The organism is Sphingomonas sp. Leaf198, assembly GCF_001424005.1.
Taxonomy (GTDB): Bacteria; Pseudomonadota; Alphaproteobacteria; order Sphingomonadales; family Sphingomonadaceae; genus Sphingomonas.
Genome location: NZ_LMPX01000002.1, coordinates 258,099 through 279,077, shown reverse-complemented (window position 1 = coordinate 279,077; position 20,979 = coordinate 258,099). Strand labels below are relative to the sequence as shown.

24 protein-coding genes and 1 tRNA gene are annotated in these 20,979 nt (G+C 66.3%); 11 read left to right on the top strand and 14 right to left on the bottom strand.

The features are described 5' to 3' along the window. Positions 1–7: 7 nt before the first annotated feature. From ASG20_RS08355 to ASG20_RS08325, 7 genes are all read right to left on the bottom strand, one after another. The gene (locus tag ASG20_RS08355) at positions 8–418 is read right to left on the bottom strand and encodes a (R)-mandelonitrile lyase (protein WP_056050983.1); all 411 of its coding nucleotides are present in this window, start codon (positions 416–418) and stop codon (positions 8–10) included. 118 nt (positions 419–536) lie between these two features. After that, complete coding sequence (locus tag ASG20_RS08350) at positions 537–1,658, bottom strand: MFS transporter (RefSeq protein ID WP_056052852.1); 1,122 nt, start codon at positions 1,656–1,658, stop codon at positions 537–539. Between the two features lie 190 nt (positions 1,659–1,848). Then, complete coding sequence (locus ASG20_RS08345; RefSeq protein ID WP_231420279.1) at positions 1,849–2,736, bottom strand: LysR family transcriptional regulator; 888 nt, start codon at positions 2,734–2,736, stop codon at positions 1,849–1,851. Positions 2,737–2,876: 140 nt separating this feature from the next. Then, complete coding sequence (locus ASG20_RS08340) at positions 2,877–3,161, bottom strand: hypothetical protein (RefSeq protein ID WP_056050978.1); 285 nt, start codon at positions 3,159–3,161, stop codon at positions 2,877–2,879. Between the two features lie 358 nt (positions 3,162–3,519). After that, positions 3,520–3,595, bottom strand: a tRNA-Thr gene (locus ASG20_RS08335). Positions 3,596–3,641: 46 nt separating this feature from the next. Next, the gene (locus tag ASG20_RS08330) at positions 3,642–4,550 is read right to left on the bottom strand and encodes a hypothetical protein (protein WP_056050976.1); all 909 of its coding nucleotides are present in this window, start codon (positions 4,548–4,550) and stop codon (positions 3,642–3,644) included. Between the two features lie 6 nt (positions 4,551–4,556). Next, the gene (locus tag ASG20_RS08325) at positions 4,557–5,330 is read right to left on the bottom strand and encodes a COG4705 family protein (RefSeq protein WP_056050974.1); all 774 of its coding nucleotides are present in this window, start codon (positions 5,328–5,330) and stop codon (positions 4,557–4,559) included. Between the two features lie 151 nt (positions 5,331–5,481). Here ASG20_RS08325 and ASG20_RS08320 point away from each other — a divergent pair, with 151 nt between their 5' ends. Continuing rightward, positions 5,482–6,549, top strand: a complete 1,068-nt coding sequence (locus ASG20_RS08320; RefSeq protein WP_168371613.1) for an endonuclease/exonuclease/phosphatase family protein — start codon at positions 5,482–5,484, stop codon at positions 6,547–6,549. On the opposite strand, the gene ASG20_RS08315 is transcribed toward ASG20_RS08320, so the two are convergent. Continuing rightward, positions 6,546–7,466 carry an EthD domain-containing protein gene (locus tag ASG20_RS08315; protein WP_056050968.1) on the bottom strand — a complete coding sequence of 307 codons (921 nt, stop codon included), beginning with the start codon at positions 7,464–7,466 and terminating at the stop codon, positions 6,546–6,548. The two genes, ASG20_RS08320 and ASG20_RS08315, sit on opposite strands and share 4 nt — an antisense overlap. A gap of 86 nt (positions 7,467–7,552) precedes the next feature. Further along, positions 7,553–8,866, bottom strand: a complete 1,314-nt coding sequence (locus ASG20_RS08310) for a replication-associated recombination protein A (protein ID WP_056050965.1) — start codon at positions 8,864–8,866, stop codon at positions 7,553–7,555. A gap of 253 nt (positions 8,867–9,119) precedes the next feature. Here ASG20_RS08310 and ASG20_RS08305 point away from each other — a divergent pair, with 253 nt between their 5' ends. Continuing rightward, positions 9,120–9,704, top strand: coding sequence for a PadR family transcriptional regulator (locus tag ASG20_RS08305; protein WP_056050962.1), 585 nt, complete (start codon positions 9,120–9,122; stop codon positions 9,702–9,704). Continuing rightward, positions 9,701–10,006, top strand: a complete 306-nt coding sequence (locus tag ASG20_RS08300; RefSeq protein ID WP_056050960.1) for a DUF2218 domain-containing protein — start codon at positions 9,701–9,703, stop codon at positions 10,004–10,006. Before ASG20_RS08305 ends, ASG20_RS08300 begins: the two co-directional genes overlap by 4 nt. A gap of 260 nt (positions 10,007–10,266) precedes the next feature. Here ASG20_RS08300 and ASG20_RS08295 read toward each other — a convergent pair whose 3' ends face one another. Further along, positions 10,267–10,728 carry a PaaI family thioesterase gene (locus ASG20_RS08295; protein ID WP_056050957.1) on the bottom strand — a complete coding sequence of 154 codons (462 nt, stop codon included), beginning with the start codon at positions 10,726–10,728 and terminating at the stop codon, positions 10,267–10,269. 477 nt (positions 10,729–11,205) lie between these two features. On the opposite strand from ASG20_RS08295, the gene ASG20_RS18995 reads away from it, so the two are divergent. After that, positions 11,206–11,733 (top strand): MEKHLA domain-containing protein, encoded by a 528-nt coding sequence (locus ASG20_RS18995; protein ID WP_082470854.1) that lies wholly within the window; start codon positions 11,206–11,208, stop codon positions 11,731–11,733. A 196-nt stretch (positions 11,734–11,929) separates the two neighbouring features. Here the strand turns inward: ASG20_RS18995 and ASG20_RS08290 are convergent, their stop codons facing one another. Then, positions 11,930–13,081, bottom strand: coding sequence for a glycosyltransferase family 4 protein (locus ASG20_RS08290; RefSeq protein WP_056050955.1), 1,152 nt, complete (start codon positions 13,079–13,081; stop codon positions 11,930–11,932). A 115-nt stretch (positions 13,082–13,196) separates the two neighbouring features. On the opposite strand from ASG20_RS08290, the gene radA reads away from it, so the two are divergent. The 7 genes from radA (at position 13,197) to ASG20_RS08255 (ending at position 19,015) form a co-directional block, all read left to right on the top strand. Beyond that, positions 13,197–14,567, top strand: a complete 1,371-nt coding sequence (gene radA / locus ASG20_RS08285) for a DNA repair protein RadA (protein ID WP_056052850.1) — start codon at positions 13,197–13,199, stop codon at positions 14,565–14,567. Between the two features lie 367 nt (positions 14,568–14,934). Next, positions 14,935–15,267, top strand: coding sequence for a hypothetical protein (locus ASG20_RS08280; RefSeq protein ID WP_056050954.1), 333 nt, complete (start codon positions 14,935–14,937; stop codon positions 15,265–15,267). Between the two features lie 48 nt (positions 15,268–15,315). Then, positions 15,316–15,867 (top strand): YkgJ family cysteine cluster protein, encoded by a 552-nt coding sequence (locus ASG20_RS08275; protein ID WP_056052847.1) that lies wholly within the window; start codon positions 15,316–15,318, stop codon positions 15,865–15,867. 67 nt (positions 15,868–15,934) lie between these two features. After that, on the top strand, positions 15,935–16,501 hold the full coding sequence (locus tag ASG20_RS08270; RefSeq protein ID WP_056050952.1) for a CvpA family protein: 567 nt from the start codon (positions 15,935–15,937) through the stop codon (positions 16,499–16,501). Then, positions 16,498–16,929 carry an iron-sulfur cluster assembly scaffold protein gene (locus ASG20_RS08265; RefSeq protein ID WP_056050949.1) on the top strand — a complete coding sequence of 144 codons (432 nt, stop codon included), beginning with the start codon at positions 16,498–16,500 and terminating at the stop codon, positions 16,927–16,929. The genes ASG20_RS08270 and ASG20_RS08265 overlap by 4 nt, the downstream gene beginning before the upstream one ends. Beyond that, positions 16,929–18,692 carry a cation:proton antiporter domain-containing protein gene (locus ASG20_RS08260; protein WP_056050948.1) on the top strand — a complete coding sequence of 588 codons (1,764 nt, stop codon included), beginning with the start codon at positions 16,929–16,931 and terminating at the stop codon, positions 18,690–18,692. Before ASG20_RS08265 ends, ASG20_RS08260 begins: the two co-directional genes overlap by 1 nt. Next, positions 18,689–19,015: a DUF423 domain-containing protein gene (locus ASG20_RS08255; protein WP_056050946.1), complete on the top strand. Its 327-nt coding sequence runs from the start codon at positions 18,689–18,691 to the stop codon at positions 19,013–19,015. The genes ASG20_RS08260 and ASG20_RS08255 overlap by 4 nt, the downstream gene beginning before the upstream one ends. A gap of 85 nt (positions 19,016–19,100) precedes the next feature. Here ASG20_RS08255 and ASG20_RS18990 read toward each other — a convergent pair whose 3' ends face one another. Genes ASG20_RS18990 through ASG20_RS08245 form a run of 3 tightly spaced genes read right to left on the bottom strand, consistent with a single transcriptional unit; the run spans position 19,101 to position 20,901 of the window. Continuing rightward, positions 19,101–19,241 carry a DUF2256 domain-containing protein gene (locus ASG20_RS18990; protein ID WP_082444318.1) on the bottom strand — a complete coding sequence of 47 codons (141 nt, stop codon included), beginning with the start codon at positions 19,239–19,241 and terminating at the stop codon, positions 19,101–19,103. Further along, the gene (aroB, locus tag ASG20_RS08250) at positions 19,241–20,341 is read right to left on the bottom strand and encodes a 3-dehydroquinate synthase (RefSeq protein ID WP_056050944.1); all 1,101 of its coding nucleotides are present in this window, start codon (positions 20,339–20,341) and stop codon (positions 19,241–19,243) included. The genes ASG20_RS18990 and aroB overlap by 1 nt, the downstream gene beginning before the upstream one ends. After that, positions 20,338–20,901 carry a shikimate kinase gene (locus tag ASG20_RS08245; RefSeq protein WP_056050943.1) on the bottom strand — a complete coding sequence of 188 codons (564 nt, stop codon included), beginning with the start codon at positions 20,899–20,901 and terminating at the stop codon, positions 20,338–20,340. Before ASG20_RS08245 ends, aroB begins: the two co-directional genes overlap by 4 nt. Positions 20,902–20,979: the final 78 nt, after the last annotated feature.

Here is a 20,979-nt window from a genome sequence, read left to right as displayed (position 1 = left end):
CACGGTCTCAGGCGTCGTCCCGAACGCCGGCATATTGCGCATCCGTGACGGGTTCGAGCCATTCGACGTTCTTGCCGTCGAGCGCCTCCTGGACGGCGATATGGGTCATCGCCGTCGTCGGGGTCGCACCATGCCAGTGCTTGTGGCCTGGAGGACACCAGATCACGTCGCCGGCGCGGATTTCGACGATCTTTTCGCCCTCGCACTGCGTCCAGCCGCAGCCGGCGGTGACGATCAGAGTCTGACCGAGCGGATGGGTGTGCCAGTGCGACCGCGCGCCGGGCTCGAACGTCACCGCCGCGCAGGAATGACGGGCGGGGGCAGGTGGCGCGTTCAGCGGGTCGATACGTACGCTGCCGGTGAAATACTCGGCTGGGCCGGGTTGCGACGGCTGTGATCCTGCGCGCTTGAGGTGCATCGAACGACTCCTTGTGGGTGATTTAGGCGAGATATCGCCGCATGCGTTGCGGGCTTCGGTGGGTTCGTCGGCCGCGAGAGATAGTGCGCGTACCGGCGCGAGGGGGTGCGGGACGCGGTCAGGCGGTGGCCCGGTCGGTGCCGCAGAACAGCGCGACCGCTGCTGCCGCGCCGAGGATCGCCGCGCAGCCGAGAAACTCCGTGCTCGGTCCGGTGGCATCATACGCCAGGCCGCCGATGGTCGCCCCGGACATGATTGCGAACTGGACCACCGCGACCATCAGCCCGCCACCGGCTTCGGGATGGTCGGGCGCGGCGCGAGTCAACCAGGTCCACCATCCGACCGGGGCCGCGGTGGCGACGAAGCCCCAGACGGCGAGCAGCACCGCGACGATGGCGACCGACCTCCCAAAGATCGCCAGGCCGACCGCGACGAGGGCCATGATCGCCGGGATCGCCGCGAGCAGGAGGTGAAGCCGGCGGCCGATCAGGCGACCGATCAGCGTCGTGCCGACGAACCCCGCGACGCCGACCACGAGCAGCAGCGTCGACAACGTGCCCAGCCCGACGCGCGTCACCTGTTCGAGGAACGGACGCAGATAGGTGTAGAGCGCGAACTGGCCCATGAAGAGCAACACCGCGCCGGCCAGCCCGAGCAGGACCGTCCTGCGCCGCAACAGGACCAACATGCCGCTGCCCCCGACGCGTCGTTCGGCGGGTAGCGACGGCAGCGCCAAGGCCTGCCACGCAGTAGCGGCGATCGCGATCGGCACCACGCAGAAGAAAGCGCCCCGCCAGCCGATCAGGCCACCGAGAAAGCTGCCCAGCGGCGCGCCGATCACCGTGGCGAGCGCGTTGCCGCCGTTGAGCATGGCGAGCGCCTTGGGCACCGCCTCCGTCGGCACCAACCGCATCGCGATCGCCGCGGACATCGACCAGAAGCCGCCGATGGCGATCCCGAGCACCGCGCGTCCGAGCATCAGCATCGCGTAGCTCGGCGCGCAGGCCACCACGGCGCCGGACACGATCAGCAAGGCGGTCAGCCCGAGCAGGACGACGCGGCGATCGATGCCGTTGATCACCCGGCCGAGCGACAGGCTGGCGATCATCGCGAACAGGCCCGAGATCGCGATCGCCTGGCCCGTCTGGCCTGTAGAGAGTCGGAGATCGGCTGCAATGGGACTGAGCAGGCTGACCGGCATGAACTCGGATGCCACCAGCACGAAGGTGCAGAGCGTCATCGCGTACACGGCGCCCCATGCGGGGGCTTGCGACGCGCGGCCGTGCTCGGCTTCGATCAGGGTTGCGGTAGTCAGCGAAGCTCTCCTCGGAACGCGGCAGCGTCTTTCCCGGGCGAGATAAGCCTGTTCAGCGACGGCGATTAGCCCCGATGCGCTCCAAGGACCTGTGAGCAACGCTCAACGTTTCGCATCACCGCCCGAGCGGCTGCAATTCCCTGATCAAGTCGATCAATGCCCGGAGCCCGGTCGGCACATGGCGGCGGCTCGGGTAATATAACTCGTAGCCGGGGCCGGTCGTCGACCAGGACTCCAGCACCAGCGACAGCGCACTGGATGCGACATAAGGCGCGAAGATCGGCGCGATGCCATAGACCAGTCCGGCGCCGCCGAGCGCCATCGCCAGCATGGCGCGGCCATCGTCGGCGGTGATCCGGCTCGCGACCGGCACGGCGAACTCCCCGTCCGGTCCCTCGAACTCCCAGCGATAGATGCGATCGTCCCCCAGCCGCACGCCGATGCAGCGATGCCGAACGAGATCGGCGGGGGTCGCCGGCGTACCGAACCGCGCGAGATACGCCGGCGCAGCCGCGACCACCCAGCGCAGGTCGGCGGACAGCCGCTGTGCGATCATGTCCTCCGGCACCGTGCCGCCATGACGGATGCCCGCGTCGAACCCGGAATCGACTACATCGATCATCCGGTTGCTGGCGACGATGTCGACCTCGACGTCGGGATAGCGGTCGGCGAACGCCGACATCACCGGCCCGAGCAGCAAGGTCGCAGCGTCGGCAACGACGTTGAGGCGTATTCGCCCGGCCGGCGTATCGCGAAAGCGGTTGAGGCCTTCCACGGCCACAGCGATCTCGGCGAACGGTCCTTCGACCGCATCGCGCAGCGCCTCCCCGGCCGCGGTGAGCGTGACGCTGCGGCTGGTGCGGTTGAGCAGACGCACGCCAAGCCGTCCTTCCAGCCCCTTCAGCGCATGGCTCAGGCCCGAAGCGGTGACGCCGAGTTCGAGCCCAGCGCGACTGAAACTGCGGTGTCGCGCGATCGCCAGGAAATAGGTGAAATCGGCCATGTCGGGTCGGCTGGAAGGCATGGCTTGCGGTGTGAAGCGTCCCCCTGGCGAAGACAATACGCGCCGGGGGCAGATGGACCAGGTACGCGGCGCGGCCCGTGGCCCGCCGAGCCGGGTGGGCGTGGAGGCCCGGTTCCGGGTCAGGCCGCCGACGACAGGATGCAATACACCAGTACCGGCACGCCGATCAAAAGGATCAGAAGCAGAAGGTTCAGCTCCATAAGTCTACCGAGCCAGTTCCGCTTCCCCTCCGGCACGCCCGCAGCATCGGCTTTGGAATAGTCCTCGACGATTTCCATGTCGAATTTGTTCGAGAAGAAGTGTTTGGGGCGCATTCTCAGAAAAGGCTGCGGCGACGGGCTGCGAACCGGCGGCTTCTGATCGCTCGCAGAAGGATCGTCGGATTTCGAGATATTGTCGGCCATTTTACGGTTTCCGCACATTCGAGATCATGGGCGCGCAGCGCGCGTCCCAAAGGTCAGATCGAATAAAGCCCGAACTCAAGCGGCATTGGCCGCGAGCTCGGGCTAACCGCGTGCGGCGAGTTGGCCGGCGTGGTCGCGAAAACGCTTATGTGTCGCAGGAGCGTACATGCGAATACCATCGTGGACCCACGCCGTAATGTCAACGCGCGCAAGATTGCGGCGCAACCCTATTGTCCTCGACGGGCGAACCCTTGTTCGACGAGGCGGGGCGGGCGCTTTGGCGCGGGGCTTCAGGGCGTTGAGATGGAGGCCGTGTCCGTCGAAGAGTTTCGACTGTCCGTCCAATCACGGTGAAAAATGGTGCCGGTTGCAGGAATCGAACCCGCGACATCCAGTTTACAAAACTGGCGCTCTACCAACTGAGCTAAACCGGCCCACGTGCGCAGCGGCAAGGCGTCCGCGACGTTGCGCTCCAATGCTTCAAGAAACGCCGAAGGTCCAGCCCTCGGTGCGGGCGATATCGTGCGTCATGGCTGCCGGTGCCCAGAGATCGGCGCGATCGGCGTTCGCGCGCAGCCACGCCGCGGTCAGGATCGCGTCGGTGGCGTGATCGTCGTAGCGCGGCAGCGGCGTATGCGGATTGCTGCCGAGCCCTGCCAGCGCCGCATCGAGCGCGGCGGCGTCGCGCATCTTGCTCAGGCCCTTGCGGATCCCGGCGGCGCGCGCGGCGATCGTGGTGTAGATTTCGACGATCGCCGGACCGTGATCGGGCAATGGGTCGAACGGCCATACCGGGATTCGGCCCGCCAGCCGGTGCAGCACGCGCATCCCCGTCAGGCTCGATTTGCCGACCTGCGCCGCGCCGACCAGGTTGAAGCAGCTGGTCGGCGCGAAGCCCATCGCGCGCTGGCCCAGCTCGCAGACGCGCATCCGGCCCGCGCCGCCCGCGAACATATCGCCGCAATCGCGGTGCTGGCGGAAATGGCGGCGGATGTCGGGATCGCGCAACACGGTGTCGACCGCGAGATACGGATCGGCCGACGACAGCGTCTCCACCAGGTCCCACAACGCGCGCGCATCGCCGGGGCTCTGCTGCCAGCCGGGGAAATAGCCGCCCTGATCGACGAAGGGAAACGCCGGCGAGAGATCGAGCCCGATTAGCATCGCCGAACCGCGATGATCGAGCATCCAGTCGAGCACGTCAGCGCGTGACCAAGCCGCTGAGCCGGGCGGCGACACCAATATCGGCGCCGCATCGCCGATCCCGCAGGTCGCGACTGCGATACCCTTGTGGCGATGACCCCGAGCGCCCGACCAGTCGATCGCGGTGAACCGGGTAAAACGCGTCGCCTCGCCGGTTTCGGAATTTACAGGCGGCGGGCTCGGCATCGCGGTTCAGGTGGCGCGGCGTCCGGACGGGTACAAGGGTTTGAGCAGCACCAGGACGACGATCGCGATCACCAGCACCGCGGACGCATAGGGTCGGCTGAACGCGAGCCCGCCATGATCGACCGGCTTGTCGAGAAAATCGCCGACCGCGGCGCCGAGCGGGCGGGTGAGGATGAACGCGCTCCAGAACAGGAGGACCCGGTCGACCGCTGTCCACAGATACAGGCCTGCGATCCCGGCGAGCACGATGCCGAACAGGGTCGCGGCACCGCCGTAGCCGAGCCCGCCGGTATCCGCGGTCCAGTCACCGAGCGCGGTGCCCAGCGTCTGCGAAAACGTGATCGTCAGCCAGTAGAACAGTTCCGCGCGAGATTCATGCACGGTCGCGACCGACACCGAGCCGAGCCGGGTGTACCACAGCGCCAGCGACGCGACGACACAGCCGAGCAGCAGCAGCGATCCGCCGGGATAGCCGATCCCGAGCGAGCGGGTGGCGAAGTCCGCGAGCGTCGTGCCCGCGGTCGTCGAGGCGATGATCGTCGCCCAGTAGAGCGCCGGGCGATAGCGGTCCGCCGCAACCTGTTGCCACACCAACAGCAGCAGGATCGCGACGAAGACGATTGTGGCGGTGAGATAGCCGAGGTTCAGCGACATGCTGACCGTGTCGCCCGCGGTCTCGCCGAGCGTGGTGGCGAGGATCTTGATGATCCAGAACGCCGTCGTCACCGCCGGCACCTTGGCGGCAACCTTGGCGAGCGTGGCGCGATCGCGAGCCGTCATGACATTCCCCTTGGCGTTGCTTGGGAGACGCCGACGAGGCGATCGATCCGCAGTGTCGCGCACCGAAAATCGCGGAAGTTTTACTCGGGACATGCGGAACCGATGCGGCGGCGGCGTCTCGTCGTCGAAGCAAGAGCAGGGAGATCGCACGGTGTCGGTACGGATCGCGAGTTTGGGTGTCGGTATCGCCGCGCTGGTCGGAAGCGCAGCGCCCGCCGCGGTGCCGTCCTCCGCCATGACTGCGCCCGGCACGAGCGTGTCGGTGATGACCTACAACGTCCACGGCGTGCCCTGGCCGGTCGCGGAGGACCGATCGAGCGCGTTGTCGGCGATCGCCGCGCAGCTTCGCACGATGCGCGCCGAGGGGCGGCAACCCGGAATCGTCGCGTTGCAGGAATCGTTCGTGCCCGAGGCCAAGGCGATCGGTGCCGCGGCAGGCTATCGCTACGTCGCGTTCGGCGCGCCGGCCGAGGCGACCGCGGAACCCGCAACCGCACAGGACCGGCAGTTCGTCGCCGACGGCAGCATGCTGCGCGGCGAGCGGGTCGGCAAGCATGTCGGCAGCGGCCTCGCGATCTTCTCCGACTATCCGATCCTGGCGGTGCGGCGGATCAGCTATCCGGTCTGTGCGGGCTATGACTGCCTCGCGAACAAGGGCGCGATGGCCGCGCTGATCGCGGTGCCCGGTGTCGCGGGGCCGGTCACGGTGATCGACACGCATCTCAACTCGAACGGCGCGACCGGTGTTTCCGAGCCCCGCGCGCTGTACGCGTACCGGCGCCAGATCGACGTGCTCAGCGGGTTCATCGGTTCGATGGCGCGGCCTGGCGGGACGATGCTGGTGGCGGGCGACTTCAACGTCGGCCGCGACATCGCACGGCGCGCCTATTTCGCGCAGCACATGTTCGGCGGCGCGACCGCGCTGACCGGGGGCTCGCTGAAGTGCCGGGAGTCGCGGACCTGCCTGGTGACGCAGCCCGCCGACATCGCCTACTCGACCGGGCGCGCCAAGGATTTCCTGCTGTACCGTCCGTCGACCGCCGCCGCCATCCAGCCGCTCGCGCTCAGTGCGCCGTTCGGTCGCGGTCCCGACAACGCGATGTTGTCGGATCATATCGGCGTGATGGTCCGCTATCGGATCGACGGCTCGGCCGGGCGTTCGGTGCCCGGCAGCACGCTGGCCAGCCGCCGGGCAAAGGGTGCCGCGAGCCGCGCCTAGTCCTTGAGGTTGCCCGTGAAGAGCAGGTGGTGGGCGTCGTCGGCGACCTGGTTGGCGGCGCCGAGCCGTTCGATCAGCTGCGCGGGGCGGCTGCCGCGCAGACCCGCGACCGTCAGCGCGCCGTCGCGGACATAGGTGTAGACCCCGCTGACCGCGAACGCCGAGGTGTGGGCGATATGCGCCTTCTGACCCGGGGTAGTGCGCTGGAACGCGTCGGACGCGTAGAATGTGCGGCGCGTCATCGGCGTGGCAAACGCGATGTCGAGGATCGCGACCAGCGCGCGTTCGGGCGGCACGCTATGATCGACGTTGGGCGCGGGCGGGGCGGGGTCCGCATTGTCGTAGCGCTCGGGCAAATGGACCCGCACCTTCAGTACCGCCGGATTGCCCGCCAGCGTCTCGGCGAACTGCGTCATGTACGCGGCAAAGCCCGCCGCGTCGTCGTGGCGCGCGCCGAAATGGACATGGAGGCGGTCGAGACCGTCGTCGCCGTTCGGGATCGGGTCCGGGGCGCGGTCGACCAGCGTCCGTGACCCCTTCGGCAGCGCATAGGCGACGGTCGCCGCGAACATGTTCTGTTCGTCCGCGAACAGGATCGCGCAGGAATCGTTGAACGTCTCTTGGTCCTCGGGTGAGGCGAAGCCGATCTCGACGCCGCCATCCAAGACATAGTCGTCGAACGGCGCGATGCCGTCGATCGCCGGCCACAGATGCGCGTCCTGCTCCCGGTTCAGATGCGTCTGAACGTACCAGCCCAGCCCCGGAATGCGCGAACACAACGGGCCGTGGACGTCGCGCCAATAGGTCGCGAATACCTCATGCGGAACGCCCGGGCGGCGGAGCACGGTGGTGTAGCTGTTGACGACGATGCTGGCGTCGCGCGTCGCATAGTCGCGCGCGGGGTCGATGATGGACATGAGGATCTCACGACTTGGGGATGGCAGGACGAGCACCCCCAACGCATCGCGACGCAGATCGGCGCGCGCCGCTGTCCAATCGCGCGTCAGTCCTTGGCTTCCGGCGCCTGTTTGCGGCGGCGGTTCCAGAATTCGAGGCGCTTCTTCACGTCGCGTTCGAAGCCGCGCTCGTTCGGTTCGTAGAGCACCGGGTGATCGTGCCCGCCCAGCTCGTCGGGAAAGAAGCTCTGCCCCGCGAACGCATCGGGGTGATCGTGGTCGTATTGATACCCGTCGTGGTAGCCGAGCTCCTTCATCAGCTTGGTCGGCGCGTTGAGGATGCGTTTGGGCGGCGCGATCGACCCGGTCGATTTCGCCAGCGCGCTGGCCTTGTCGAACGCGCGGTACGAGGCGTTCGATTTCGGCGCGGTCGCGACATAGTTGATCGCCTGCGCGAGGAACAACCGCGCCTCGGGCAGGCCGACTCGCTCGAACGCCTGCCATGCGGTCATCACCTGGACCAGCGCCTGCGGATCGGCCAGCCCGACATCCTCCGACGCGGCGCAGCACAGCCGGCGGAACACGACCGACGGGTCCTCGCCACCGGCGATCATCCGCGCCGCCCAGTACAGCGCCGCATCGGGATCGCTGCCGCGCAGGCTCTTGTGGAAGCAGCTGAGCAGGTTGAAATGCTCTTCCTGCCCCTTGTCGTAGAGCGGTGCGCGTTGCTGCACCAAGGTGGCCAGCGCGATGGTATCGAGATCGGAGGGGTGATCGGTCGCGACGATATCCTCGCACAGCCCGAGCAGATAGCGCGCGTCGCCGTCCGCCATCGCCACCAGCGCGTCGCGCGCATCTTCGGTGAGCGGCAGGGGGCGTTCGAAATGCGCTTCCGCCCGCGCGATCACGCGGTGGAGGTCGGCGGCGGCGAGGCGGTTGAGCGTGTACACCTTCGCGCGCGACAACAGTGCGGATACCAGGCTGAAGCTCGGATTCTCGGTGGTCGCGCCGATCAGCACGATCGTCCCGTCCTCGACCGCGGGGAGCAGCGCATCCTGCACCGGCCGCGAGAACCGGTGAAGCTCGTCGACGAACGCGACGGTCGGTTTCGACGCCGATTCGCGCAATCGCGTGGCCTCCGCCAGCGCCTTGCGCAGGTCGGCGATACCGGTCGACACCGCCGACAGCTGGATGAAGTTGTAGCCGACCTCGTCCGCCATCAGCCGCGCGATCGTCGTCTTGCCAACCCCGGGCGGGCCCCAGAGGATGAACGAGGACAGCCGCTTAGCGGCGATCATCCGCGCCAGCGCGCCCTCGGGTCCGACGAGGTGTTCCTGACCGATAATGTCCGAAAACCGGCGCGGGCGCAGGATTTCCGCGAGCGGTCGCGGTGCGTTGGCGCTGAAGAGCGTGTCGGCCATCGGGTCTCGGGTTCCACGGATCGAGGGAAGCAGCGGGCGATACCGCGGCGCACGGCAATCGCCGACATCGCTGCGGCAGTGCGTTCGCCTGAGAGAACATAAGGGGTGTGGTGCCGACATTGAACCCTTGGCGGCGCGGTACGACCTCTGGACTGCTGCTCGGCGAGATCGAACAAAATTCAGTGCATCCCTTGAATATGGAATATTCTGAGATATATCTCAGACCATCTTGGAGATATCGGAGAATACTTGAATGCGTAACGAAATGGGATTTGGACCGTGGAGCGGCGGCCCCCGGCATGGCGGCCACGGCCGTCGCGAGCATGGTGAGGACCATGCCCATTGGAAGGCGGGCGGGCGGCCACGCGGTCGTGGCCGCCGGGTCTTCGACGGCGGCGAGATGAAGCTCGTGCTGTTGAAGCTGATCGCGGATGCACCTCGCCACGGCTACGACCTGATCCGCGAGATCGAAGGACTGGCGGGTGGCAGTTATGCGCCGAGCCCGGGCGTGATCTATCCCACGCTCAGCACGCTCGACGACATGGGGCTGATCGACGAGCAGAAGTCGGAAGGCGCGAAGAAGCGCTTCGCGGTGACCGACGAAGGGCGTCAGTTGCTGAAGGACAATGCCGAGATCGTCGAGGCGCTGTTCGCCCGATTGGCCGCCGTCGGCGCCGAGTCCGAACGGACCGACGGCGCGCCGATCCGCCGCGCGATGGGCAATCTGCGCCAGGTGCTGCAGACGCGGCTGATGCGCGAGGACGTGAACGAGGACACGCTGCACGCGGTCGCGGGCCTGCTCGACGAGGCGGCGCAGAAGATCGAGCGACTCAAGTGAGCGTCTCGCCCATCATTTCGGTCGCACGCGTGCCGACGCAATCCGCCAGCAAGTATCTCCAGCAACTCGCCAAGCACTGGAGCCACAAGATGGAGGTGACGTTCTCGGCCGAAGAGGGCCGCATCGCCTTCCCGAACGGCGCGGTGCTCGAGATGCGCGCCGACACCGCGACGCTCGACGTCGCGCTGACGGTCCCGGCGGGCGAGGACGTCGACCGCATGCGCGACGTGGTCTCAAGCCACCTCGACCGGTTCGCCTTCCGCGAAGCGCCGCTGACGTTCGACTGGACGGAGGCGGTTTAAACCGATCCTCCTACCCTCTAGGGTAGGGGCGTCCGGTCCGCCCAGGGGAAGTCTCAAGCGTGAGCGGATTGGCCGGTTTGGAGAGGAAAGCGGAACGCCCGCTTCCGGGCGGGGGTATCGCGATCGCCACCATCGCGCGACGCTGCCGCCTTTTTCGATAACGCCCGTCAACTGCGGTTACGGTCTGCTTCTCGATACCAATTTATCAGGTCGGCAGGCTAAAGTCGCATGCGAGCATAGCCTGCTCACGCTCGATCGGGTCACGCAGTGGAAGCCGCCATAGGGAAGATCAGCAGGGTCGATGTCGCCGATGCGCATAGTCGTCCCTGTACATCCAGCAGTCGAGCTTCGGAAAAAGCGGCACGGCGCCCTAGCGAAACAACCTTGCCCTCGGCACGCACTGGTCCGCTCGTCTCGCTCAGCGCGCGATGATACGACACCTTGAGTTCCAATGTCGTAAAACCCTGACCCGCGGGCAGGCTGGAATGGACCGCGGCGCCGCAGGCGCTGTCGAGCAACGTCGCCGCATAGCCGCCATGCACCGATCCGATCGGGTTGTAGACCTTGCGCGACGGCGAACCCTCGAACACCACGCGACCACGCTCGAGTTCGACCAAAACGATATCCAGCGTCTCGTGGATCGGCGGGTGAACATTGGCTGCCATCAAGGCTGCGAGCTGGTCATGGCCATCAAGTTCGGCGTGATCGGTCAAGACGTTCATACGCGGACATCCTCGTTTCGAGCTTGGAGGCAGGCTTTTGCGTAACCGCAATCTGTACGGATGCGGTGCTTCTACAGGGTAATCACACCGCCTGCATCCGGCCGGATCGGTACTTCATCGCGAAGTTCGGCCGCCTTGGCACGCACGACGCGCGCATGGCCCGCGCCAGAACCCGCAAAAATCGCGGCGGAGGCGGAGGGGATATCCGGCAAATGGGGGATGACGCGGGTTGCAGACAGCTGGCTTTCAATCGTGCAGTGCCGGTTGTGGTCATTCGCCCATCATTGCAAGCCGCTAGCCCTGTCGATGTGCGGATCATTCAGGGCTGGCGAGCCCAGTCAAACCGGTCGAACCCTGCGATAAAGTACCGGTTCGGCCAGATGCGCGCGGCGTGATTGCGCTGTAGAAGCGTGCTTCGTGCTCCGGTCCTAGCCCAATCCGTCTTTTCCCGCAGCGATCGAAAGAAGAGCTTCCGAAATGACCGGCATTCTCCAGAACATCGAGGCTCACAAGGGTCAGAAAATCGAAGCAGCGGAGGCCTCAGGTTCGCCGCCCGCTCGACCGACTGGCCAAATCTACCTCGATAAGGCGTTCTTCGAGCTGTTGGTCGGTAGTTACCGCCGCATCGTAGGCAATGCCCTATTTACTGAAAACTGCGATGAATATTGGCTTTATAATCAAGCGCCGTTCGCTGTGGTCGCTCACAACGCCGATCCCGATCCCGTTTTCATTTACGCCAATATCGCAGCTCAGCGCTGTTTCGGTTACGGATGGAGCGAGTTTACATCGCTACCGTCACGTCTATCCGCAGAGCCGATCAATCGTGCGGATCGACAGATCCTGCTGGATAAGGTCAAAAAAGACGGACATTACTCTGGATATTGCGGCGTAAGAATAACGAAATCCGGTCGCCGATTCTCAATTGATGACGGTTGTATTTGGCAGTTAACCGACCAGGATGGGTCGACGCATGGACAAGCTGCAACCTTTTCGCCCCCTGACTGAGTGAGCCAAACTTACCTCGCGACCACATGATACCAACCAGATTGCGATCGCTATCAGCGCCGTGGCTGGAGGTGCCGGTTAGACCATGCTCGGTCCCGATTTTGACACCATAGCGGGACACTCATTCCGCCGATCGCGCTGAACGAATGGTTCTCGAGAGCCGGATCGCCATCCTGAGCGTCCGGGTCAGAGCGAACTACGCTCCCCGGCGGGCCATCACCTGCAAATACGTGTCGAGCACCGTCTGATTGATTGTATCCCACAGATAGCCCGCGGCCTTGTCGTGGCCGGCCCAGCCCATCGTTTCGCGCAGGCCTGGCTCGGTGACGATCCGGCCGATCGCGTCGGCATAGCCCGCGATGTCAGTCGGCGGCACGAGAAAGCCGGTGACGCCGTCGTCGACCAGGCCGACCGCGCCCGAGGCGCGCGCCGCCACGACGGGTACGCCCGAGGCCATCGCTTCCAGCGTGACGTTGCCGAACGTCTCGGTGACGCTGGGGTTGAAGAACACGTCCATCGACGCGACCGCGCGGCCGAGATCGTCGCCCGACTGGAACCCGGCGAAGACTGCGCCGGGCACGCGCTCGGCGAACCAGTTGCGCGCCGGACCTTCGCCGATCACCAGCACCTTGTGCGCTATGCCGCGCGTCTCGAGCGTGCGGATCACGTCGGCGAAGACGTCGAGGCCCTTCTCCTTCACCAGCCGGCCGAGAAACCCGACCGCGACTTCGCCGTCCGCGATGCCGTGTTCGCGGCGCCAGGCGAGATCGCGGCGGGTCGGCGTGAAGCGATCGTGGTTCACGCCGCGCGACCAGATCGCGGTCGGCGTCGTCACGCCCCACTCGCGGACGATCTCGGCCATGCCGCGCCCCGGCACCAGCACTTCGTCGACGCGGTTGTAGAAGCGCGTCAGGATCCTGATCATGACGGGTTCGAAGAACGCCATCTTGTAGTAGCGGAAATACGTCTCGAACCGGGTGTGCAGCGACGCGATCGTGGCGAGGCCGTGGCGGTGGCCATAGGCGATCGCGCGGTGACCGAGGAAATCGGGTGCGGAGACGTGGATCAGGTTCGGCGCGAACGCATCGAGATCGCGGCGGATCGCGGCGGGCAGCCCGCGCGCCATCTTGTACTCGCCGCGCCCGGCCGGCAGCGGCAGCGACGGAACCGCAACCAGATCGCCGGTCGGCGGGAAGGCGGGCTTGGCGTTGGTCGGCGAATAGATACGCACTTTTGCGCCCTGCGACAGCAAATGCCCGACGAGCAGGTTCAGCGCCTGGTTGGCGCCGTCGCGAACATAATTATAATTGCCGCTGAACAGGGCAATACGCAGGTCGGTGGCGTCCATCGCCGCGCGGATAACGCCGGGTGCGGTGAAGCGCCACTAAATCCGCACGATAGCTTGGCCACCGTGCATGTCCTCGCCCATTGATGTTCCCGTATCGTTCTCGTACATCGTCGATATGGCGAAACCCCAGAAGCGTTATGTGTGTCAGGCCTGCGGATCGGTGTCGCACCGTTGGGCGGGGCAATGCGCCGATTGCAACGAGTGGAACACGCTGGTCGAGGAGGCGAACACCGCCGCCACGCCGTTCCATTCGAAGCACAATCTGCAGACCGGCGGGCGGGCGATCCAGCTCGTCGGACTCGATGCGGAGATCAAGCTTCCCGATCGGATGGCGACCGGGATCGCCGAACTCGATCGTGCGCTGGGTGGCGGCTTCGTCGAGGGCTCGGCGACGCTGATCGGCGGCGATCCGGGGATCGGCAAGTCGACGCTGCTGTTGCAGGCGGCGGCGAAGATGGCGCTCGCCGGGCAGTCGGTCGCGTATGTTTCGGGCGAGGAAGCGGCGGATCAGGTCCGCCTGCGCGCGCGGCGGCTGGGCTTGGGCAACGCGCCGGTGCAACTGGCGGCGGCGACCTCGACGCGCGACATCCTGACGACGTTGCAGACCAAGCCGCCGGCGATGCTGGTGATCGATTCGATCCAGACGATGCACTCCGACCTGATCGAGGGTGCGCCCGGCACCGTCAGCCAGGTGCGGGCCTCCGCGCAGGAACTGATCCGTTTCGCCAAGGAACGCGGTACGGCGGTCGTGCTGGTCGGGCATGTGACGAAGGACGGCTCGATCGCCGGTCCGCGCGTGCTGGAGCACATGGTCGACACGGTGCTGTCGTTCGAGGGCGAGCGCAGCCACCAGTATCGTATCCTTCGCGCGATCAAGAACCGCTTCGGCGGCACCGACGAGATCGGCGTGTTCTCGATGCAGACCGAGGGGCTGGCGGAGGTCGGCAATCCTTCGTCGCTGTTCCTCACGCACCGCGACGATGCGATGACGGGGGCGACAGTGTTTCCGGCGCTGGAGGGGACTCGGCCGGTGCTGGTGGAGATTCAGGCGCTGACCGTCCGACTTGCGTCCGGTGCGACGCCAAGGCGTGCGGTGGTCGGCTGGGATTCGGGGCGGCTGGCGATGATCCTTGCGGTGCTGGAGGCGCGGTGCGGGCTGAGCTTCTCGAACGCCGAGGTGTATCTCAATATCGCCGGCGGCTACCGCGTGCAGGACCCGGCAGCGGATCTGGCGGTGGCGGCGGCGTTGATCTCGGCGATGTCGGAACGTCCCGTGCCGGTCGATGCGGTGGCGTTCGGCGAAGTCGCGCTGTCGGGGGAGATCCGCCCGGTCGCGCATGGTCCGTTGCGATTGAAGGAGGCCAGCAAGCTCGGGTTCGAACGCGCGTTGGTGCCGGCGTCGATGACCGGCGAGAAGAGCGGGATGAAGCTGTCGGGCTTCAAGACGCTGGCGTCGTTCGTCGATCACATGATGGGACGGGGGTAAGCGCTCAGGAAGGCAGATTGTTTCCCCGCGAAGGCGGGGACCCAGACTGGGCTCCCGCCTTCGCGGGAGAACACGGCAGCGTTAGGGACGGTGTTGGATCAGGAGTACCTTTACGACGGGGATAGCTCCGGTTCGTTGTTAACGTCCCTGCTAGGGACCACCCCGGCGGAGGCCGGGGCCCAATTGGGAAACGCTGCTGGCGACCGCTGCGCTTCGTTATCACGACCTCTCCAATTGGGCCCCGGCCTCCGCCGGGGTGGGGCACTAACTGCGATCGTCACGCACTGATCGACCCAACCGCGCAACGGCACCGCGCCCCGCAAATCCGTCGCAACCTCAACGCGTGGCCTCTAGCGACAGCCATGCTATGGCCGCCGCCATGGCAAACACCAAAAGCAACACCGGCACCGTCGAGGTCGACGGCACGCGATACGACTGGAACCTGGAGCGCGAGCCGCAACACACGGATGCCGACGGGTGGAAGGGCATGACGATCTCGCTGTTGCAGGACGATGCGCAGCGCGAAGCCCTGCTCGAATTCCCTGCGCCGAAACGCCTGTTGAAGGGCTTGCCGCGCGGGCGGCTTCAGATCGACGACGCGACGATCGCGCGCGGCGTACGGGCGGCGTTGGCCGCGGGATGGGAGCCGATGTCGCGCGGCAAGCCGATGGTCTTCACGGTGGATTCCGAAGGGAATTGAACCGTGGATCGGCGTGATACCCCGACCCCGGTCGACCCACGCGCGCAGATGCAGCCCCAAGCCGACGTGGAAACCACGTTGCTCGGGCCGATCCTGCCTGATCGAGAGTGCGGCGATTGCACCGCGTGCTGCACCGTGCTGACGGTGAACACGCCTGAGTTCGCCAAACCCGCGGGAACGCCGTGCACCCACCTCTCCGATAAGGGGTGCGGGATCCACGCCGTCCGCCCGCGCATCTGTCGGACATGGTTCTGCGCGTGGCGACGGGTTGCGCGTCTGCCTGACGCGGCGCGGCCCGACCGGTCCGGGCTTCTCGTGTCGCTCAATTTCGTCAAAGAACCGCAGAACTGCCTCGAAGGCGTCTCGATCAACGTCCGCGTGCTCGCTGGCAGCGACGCAATCGCGAATGGCATGGCGGCCACCGTGTTGGACAGCGTGTGCGACCAACTGGTCCCGGTCTGGTTCAGCGACGGGTCGAAGAAGATGCTGATGCATCCCGACAACGACGTTGCGCGCTTCGTCCTCTCGGGGGAGGCTGCACCTCGGCATTTGCAGGACGAGGTCGCCGCATGGCGCGAACGCTACGGTGTGTTCGGTTGAACCACTAGAGCGCGTCGATCGCCGCGTGCACTAGCGGTTCGCGCGCCGCGTCCCTATTCCAGACTGTATGAACCTGACCGCCCTAGACATCGTCGTCCTGATCGCCGTCGCCGGGTCCGCGGTGCTGGGGCTCGTGCGCGGGTTCGTCACTGAAGTGCTGTCGATGTTTGCCTGGGTCGCGATGGTGGCGATGCTGAAGCTTTTCCACATCCCGCTCGCCGCCGCGCTTTCGCCGATGATCGGCACGGTCGGAGGGGCCGCCGTGCTCGCGTTCGCGATCATCACCGGCGTCACCTATATCGGCGGCCGGCTGGTCGCCAACGCGATCGGCGCGCGGACGCGGACCTCGATCCTGGGGCCGGTCGATCGCGCGCTCGGCTTCGGGTTCGGCGCGTTGAAAGGGCTTATCCTTGCCAGCCTCGTCTTCCTGCTCGCCACCCTCGTGATCGACACGATGAGCGGCGGACCGTCGCGCCGGCCCGAATGGATGACGCGGTCGCGCACCTATCCGCTGCTCAACGCGACCAGTGCGGGAATCGCCGATTTCGTCGACCGCCGTCGCCGCGGTCAGCCCGTCTTCGGCGCCCGCACGCCGCCTTCCCATTCCGACAACGCAAGCGACCCGAAATCATGAGCGCGCCCCTCTACAACGCCGAGATCCTGCGCCTCGCCGCGACGATCCCGCATCAGGAACGCCTGGCCGAGCCGATGGCGACCGCGGAGAAACGATCGCCGATCTGCGGCAGCCGCGTGACGATCGACGTCGCGGTTGATGATGAGGGGCGGGTCAGTGAGGTCGGCCTGCTGGTCCGCGCCTGTGCGCTCGGCCAGGCGTCGTCGTCGTTGCTCGCCGCCAATATCCTCGGCCGCACCCCCGCCGAACTGGCGGCGGCGCGCGATGCGCTGACGGCATGGCTTGCGCGCGAGGGCGATGCGCCCGATTGGCCGGGGATGGATATCTTCACTCCCGCTCTCGACTATACCGCCCGCCACCCGTCGATCCGGCTCGCGTTCGAAGCCGCGGCCGAGGCTGCCGATACCGCTGCAAAGGCGAAGGTCTGATGGCGGAGGGCACGGCCCCGTCGCTGCTGCGGGACGGCGTCGTGCTGCTCGGGTTCGGTCTCATGTTCGTGCTGCTGTTCCGGCGGCTCGGGCTCGGCGCGACGCTGGGGTATCTCGTCGCGGGTGCGGTCGTCGGGCCGCACGTCCTCGGTCTGGTCGGCGATGCGGAGTCGAAGCTCGGGTTCGCCGAACTCGGCATCACGCTGCTGCTGTTCATCGTCGGGCTCGAACTGAACCCGTCGCGACTGTGGAAGATGAAGGAGGAGATCTTCGGTCTCGGCCTGCTCCAAGTCGCGATCTGTGGCTTGGCGATTACCGCGATCGTCTGGGTCGGGGCAAAGTTCTCGCTCCCCGCCGCGCTCGCGCTCGGCCTGCCGCTCGCATTGTCGTCGACCGCGCAGGTGCTGCCGATGCTGCGCTCCTCGGGGCGGATGCGCACGCCGTTCGGCGAACGCGCGTTCTCGATCCTGTTGTTCCAAGACCTGTCGATCGTGCCGCTCATCACGATCGTCGCCGCGATGAGCCGCAACCCGGCCGACGCGAATGCGCCTCCCGGTTGGCTGCTGGCGATCTACACCGTGCTCGCAGTCGTCGGGCTGGTCGTCGCAGGGCGATTCCTGTTGCGCCCGTTCTTCCGCCTGATCGGCAATCTCGGCGAGCGCGAGATGTTCGTGTTCGCGGGGCTCTTCACGGTCATCGCTAGCGCCGCGATCATGGAATGGCTCGGGCTGTCGACCGCGCTCGGCGCGTTTATCGCCGGCGTGATGCTGGCGGACAGCCCGTATCGGCATGAACTCGAAGCCGATGTCGAGCCGTTCCGCTCGATCCTGCTTGGCCTGTTCTTCCTCGCGGTCGGCATGGTGCTCGATCTCAACGCGATCGCCGAGCGGCCGGTGTTCGTGATGGCGATGGCCGCCGCGCTGATCGCGACCAAGACCAGCGTCATCATGCTGATCGGCATGGCGTTCAAGATGACGTGGCGGCAGGCGTTCGCGCTTGGCCTGCTGCTCAGCCAGGGCGGCGAGTTCGGCTTCGTGCTGTTCGCGCAGGCGCAGGCGGGGCTGCTGATCGAACCGCAGGCGGCCAGCCTGTTCGGCGCGATCATCACGCTGTCGATGGCGACGACGCCGTTCCTGATGGGCATCACCCGCCGCTTCCGGACCGAACCATTGGCGAAGAACCAGGAACGCGACGGGCCCAAGACCGATGGTTCGAACGCGATCATCGTCGGCTATGGCCGGTTCGGGCAGACGGTCGGTCAGATGCTGTTGACGCAGGATATCCCGGTGACGCTGATCGATACCGATATCGAGATGATCGACATCGCCGGCGAGTTCGGCGCGAAAGTCTATTATGGCGACGGCACGCGGCTCGACCTGTTGCGGCAGGCGGGGGCGGCGGAGGCCGAACTGATCTGTTTCTGCATGGATGGCGATCAGCTCGAACCCGACACGATCGAGGGCGTGCACGAGGCGTTCCCGAACGCCGCGATCTATGTCCGCGCATTCGACCGCCGCGCGCTGGTCAAGCTGAAGAACACGTCGGCGCAGTATGTCATCCGCGAGGTGCTCGAATCGGCGGTGAAGATGGCGCGGCTGGCGATGGACGGGCTCGGCGTCGCGAGCGCGGATATCGACCGTGCCGAGGACATGTACCGGGCGCGAGACAAGGAACGGTTGCAGCTTCAGATCGATTCGGGCGACATGCGCGCGGCGCGTGCCGAAACCGCCGAACGCTTTCCGTGGGGGAACGACGCGACATGATACTCGTCATACTTGCCGCGTTGTCGGGCGCGATCGCAGTCGCGGCGGGGGCATTCGGTGCGCACGGTGCGAGTGGCTCGGCGGCGGAGTGGTTGAAGACCGGCGCGCAGTATCAGCTCGTCCACGTCGTGGCGGCGCTGGTTGCGGTGCGGATGGAGGCGCGTGGGCCGGCATGGCTGTTCGTGATCGGCGCGGCGATCTTCGCGCTGACGCTCTATGCGATGGCGCTGGGCGCGCCGCGCTGGTTCGGTGCGATCACGCCGATCGGTGGCGCGCTGCTGATTGGTGGCTGGTTGTGGCTGGCTTGGAGTGCGCGCGGCTAGACAAAATTGTTCACCCGCGAAGGCGGGTGCCCAGTCTGGGCACCCGCCTTCGCGGGTGAACAATCTTTCTGCTGCTTCCAGAACGCTACCGCTTCTTCCGGCACGCGTCCGAACAATAGATCACGCTGTCCCAGTCGCGCGCCCACTTCTTCCGCCACGTGAACGGCCGCTCGCACGCTGGACAGACTTTGGTCGGCAAATTCTGCTTGGCGACACCGTTGGGCATCAGCGGGGCTGCGCGTCGAGGAAGGTCTCGACGTCGGCGAGGTCGACCGTCTTGTCGAGATACGTCTGGCCGATCCCAAGCGCGAGCAGGAAGGGGAGGGTGCCCGCCGCCATCTTCTTGTCGTGCCGCATGTGATCGACCAGCCGCGCACCGCTCGCGCCGATCTTCGCCGCTGCGAGACCGTCGGGAAGCCCGACGTCGCGCCAGTGTGCGGCAACGCGCTCCGCATCCTGACCCGAGCAAATCCCCTGGGCCGCGGAAAAACCAAACGCCAGCGAACAGCCCGCCGCGACGCCCTCGCCGTGGATCAGCGCCTGCGAGAACCCGGTCTCCGCCTCCAGCGCGTGTCCGAACGTGTGCCCGAGATTGAGCAACGCACGCGTCCCGTTCGTCTCATGCTCGTCCGCCGCGACGATCCTGGCCTTGGCCGAAACGCTGTGCGCGATCGCGTACTCACGCAGGCCGATGTCACCGCCCAGCAACGCGGCGCCATTCGCCTCACACCATTCGAAGAACGCGAAGTCGTCGATCAAGCCGTATTTCACGACCTCGGCATAACCTGCGCGCAGCTCGCGGATCGGCAGCGTGTCGAGCACCTGCGGATCGATCAGCACCATCACGGGCTGATGGAACGCGCCGATCAAATTCTTGCCGGCCTTCGTGTTGACCGCGGTCTTGCCGCCGACCGAGCTGTCGACCTGCGCGAGCAGGGTCGTCGGGATCTGCACGAAGTTGCACCCACGCTTCATGATCGAGCAGGCGAACCCGACCAGATCCCCCATTACGCCGCCACCCAGCGCAACGACATGATCACCGCGCTCGACGCCGAGTTCGAGCAGCCGGTCGCACAGCATCTCCAGCGTCGCCCAGCTCTTGCTGCCCTCGCCGGGTGCGAGAATAATCGCCTCCGACGCGATCCCCGCCGCGGTCAGCGAGGTTTGCAATGTGGCGAGGTGCACCGATAAATTTTCGTCGGTGACGATCGCCACACGCCGGCCCTTCGCAAGCGGCGCAAGGAACTCGCCCGCCCGCGCGAGCAACCCCGCTTCGATATGAATAGGATAGGTCCGCGCACCCAGTTCGACGGTAACGGTCTTCATCGGCCAAGCGCCCTCAGGATAGCGGCGACGGTCGCTTCGTGCGGCGTCTTGTTGCTGACAATATGGATCTTCGCCTGCGCGTAGATCGGGTTCCGCACGCGCGCCAGTTCGGTGAGCACCTTCCCCGCATCGCGGTTGCGCAGCAGCGGGCGGCTGTCGCGGCGGCCGACGCGCTCGACCAGGATGTCGGGATGCGCGCTGAGCCACACCGACACCGTATCGCGCAGGATCAGCGCGCGCGTGTCGTCGTTGATGAACGCGCCGCCGCCGGTCGCGATGACCTTCGGCGTGCCGTCGATCAGCCGTGCGATCACGCGGCGCTCGCCGTCACGGAAATACTCTTCGCCGTATTTCGCGAAGATCTCGGCAACGGTCATCCCCGACGCCGCCTCGATCTCGTGGTCGGCATCGACGAACGGCAGGTTCATGCGCAGCGCTAGGCGGCGGCCGACGGTGGTCTTACCGACGCCCATCAGCCCGACGAGCACGATCGGGCGATCGATCGGGGCAGGGCGGCGACTGCCCGAGGGCCCGCCTGAAGGGTTGTGGCTTTGCAACATCGTAGCCCGCGCTATACAGCGGCTCCGCGCGAGGGCAAAAGCTCTTGGCGCGCGATTTTCTGCCCCGTTCACTACCCC

What these genes read in the sequence shown, in the direction of transcription:
- ASG20_RS08355 (WP_056050983.1), bottom strand. Translation starts at nt 418, where the DNA reads ATGCACCTCAAGCGCGCAGGATCACAGCCGTCGCAACCCGGCCCAGCC.
- ASG20_RS08350 (WP_056052852.1), bottom strand. Translation starts at nt 1,658, where the DNA reads ATGACGCTCTGCACCTTCGTGCTGGTGGCATCCGAGTTCATGCCGGTC.
- ASG20_RS08345 (WP_231420279.1), bottom strand. Translation starts at nt 2,736, where the DNA reads ATGGCCGATTTCACCTATTTCCTGGCGATCGCGCGACACCGCAGTTTC.
- ASG20_RS08340 (WP_056050978.1), bottom strand. Translation starts at nt 3,161, where the DNA reads ATGGCCGACAATATCTCGAAATCCGACGATCCTTCTGCGAGCGATCAG.
- ASG20_RS08330 (WP_056050976.1), bottom strand. Translation starts at nt 4,550, where the DNA reads ATGCCGAGCCCGCCGCCTGTAAATTCCGAAACCGGCGAGGCGACGCGT.
- ASG20_RS08325 (WP_056050974.1), bottom strand. Translation starts at nt 5,330, where the DNA reads ATGACGGCTCGCGATCGCGCCACGCTCGCCAAGGTTGCCGCCAAGGTG.
- ASG20_RS08315 (WP_056050968.1), bottom strand. Translation starts at nt 7,466, where the DNA reads ATGTCCATCATCGACCCCGCGCGCGACTATGCGACGCGCGACGCCAGC.
- ASG20_RS08310 (WP_056050965.1), bottom strand. Translation starts at nt 8,866, where the DNA reads ATGGCCGACACGCTCTTCAGCGCCAACGCACCGCGACCGCTCGCGGAA.
- ASG20_RS08305 (WP_056050962.1), top strand. Translation starts at nt 9,120, where the DNA reads ATGCGTAACGAAATGGGATTTGGACCGTGGAGCGGCGGCCCCCGGCAT.
- ASG20_RS08295 (WP_056050957.1), bottom strand. Translation starts at nt 10,728, where the DNA reads ATGAACGTCTTGACCGATCACGCCGAACTTGATGGCCATGACCAGCTC.
- ASG20_RS18995 (WP_082470854.1), top strand. Translation starts at nt 11,206, where the DNA reads ATGACCGGCATTCTCCAGAACATCGAGGCTCACAAGGGTCAGAAAATC.
- ASG20_RS08290 (WP_056050955.1), bottom strand. Translation starts at nt 13,081, where the DNA reads ATGGACGCCACCGACCTGCGTATTGCCCTGTTCAGCGGCAATTATAAT.
- radA (WP_056052850.1), top strand. Translation starts at nt 13,197, where the DNA reads ATGGCGAAACCCCAGAAGCGTTATGTGTGTCAGGCCTGCGGATCGGTG.
- ASG20_RS08280 (WP_056050954.1), top strand. Translation starts at nt 14,935, where the DNA reads ATGGCCGCCGCCATGGCAAACACCAAAAGCAACACCGGCACCGTCGAG.
- ASG20_RS08275 (WP_056052847.1), top strand. Translation starts at nt 15,316, where the DNA reads ATGCAGCCCCAAGCCGACGTGGAAACCACGTTGCTCGGGCCGATCCTG.
- ASG20_RS08270 (WP_056050952.1), top strand. Translation starts at nt 15,935, where the DNA reads ATGAACCTGACCGCCCTAGACATCGTCGTCCTGATCGCCGTCGCCGGG.
- ASG20_RS08265 (WP_056050949.1), top strand. Translation starts at nt 16,498, where the DNA reads ATGAGCGCGCCCCTCTACAACGCCGAGATCCTGCGCCTCGCCGCGACG.
- ASG20_RS08260 (WP_056050948.1), top strand. Translation starts at nt 16,929, where the DNA reads ATGGCGGAGGGCACGGCCCCGTCGCTGCTGCGGGACGGCGTCGTGCTG.
- ASG20_RS08255 (WP_056050946.1), top strand. Translation starts at nt 18,689, where the DNA reads ATGATACTCGTCATACTTGCCGCGTTGTCGGGCGCGATCGCAGTCGCG.
- ASG20_RS18990 (WP_082444318.1), bottom strand. Translation starts at nt 19,241, where the DNA reads ATGCCCAACGGTGTCGCCAAGCAGAATTTGCCGACCAAAGTCTGTCCA.
- aroB (WP_056050944.1), bottom strand. Translation starts at nt 20,341, where the DNA reads ATGAAGACCGTTACCGTCGAACTGGGTGCGCGGACCTATCCTATTCAT.
- ASG20_RS08245 (WP_056050943.1), bottom strand. Translation starts at nt 20,901, where the DNA reads ATGTTGCAAAGCCACAACCCTTCAGGCGGGCCCTCGGGCAGTCGCCGC.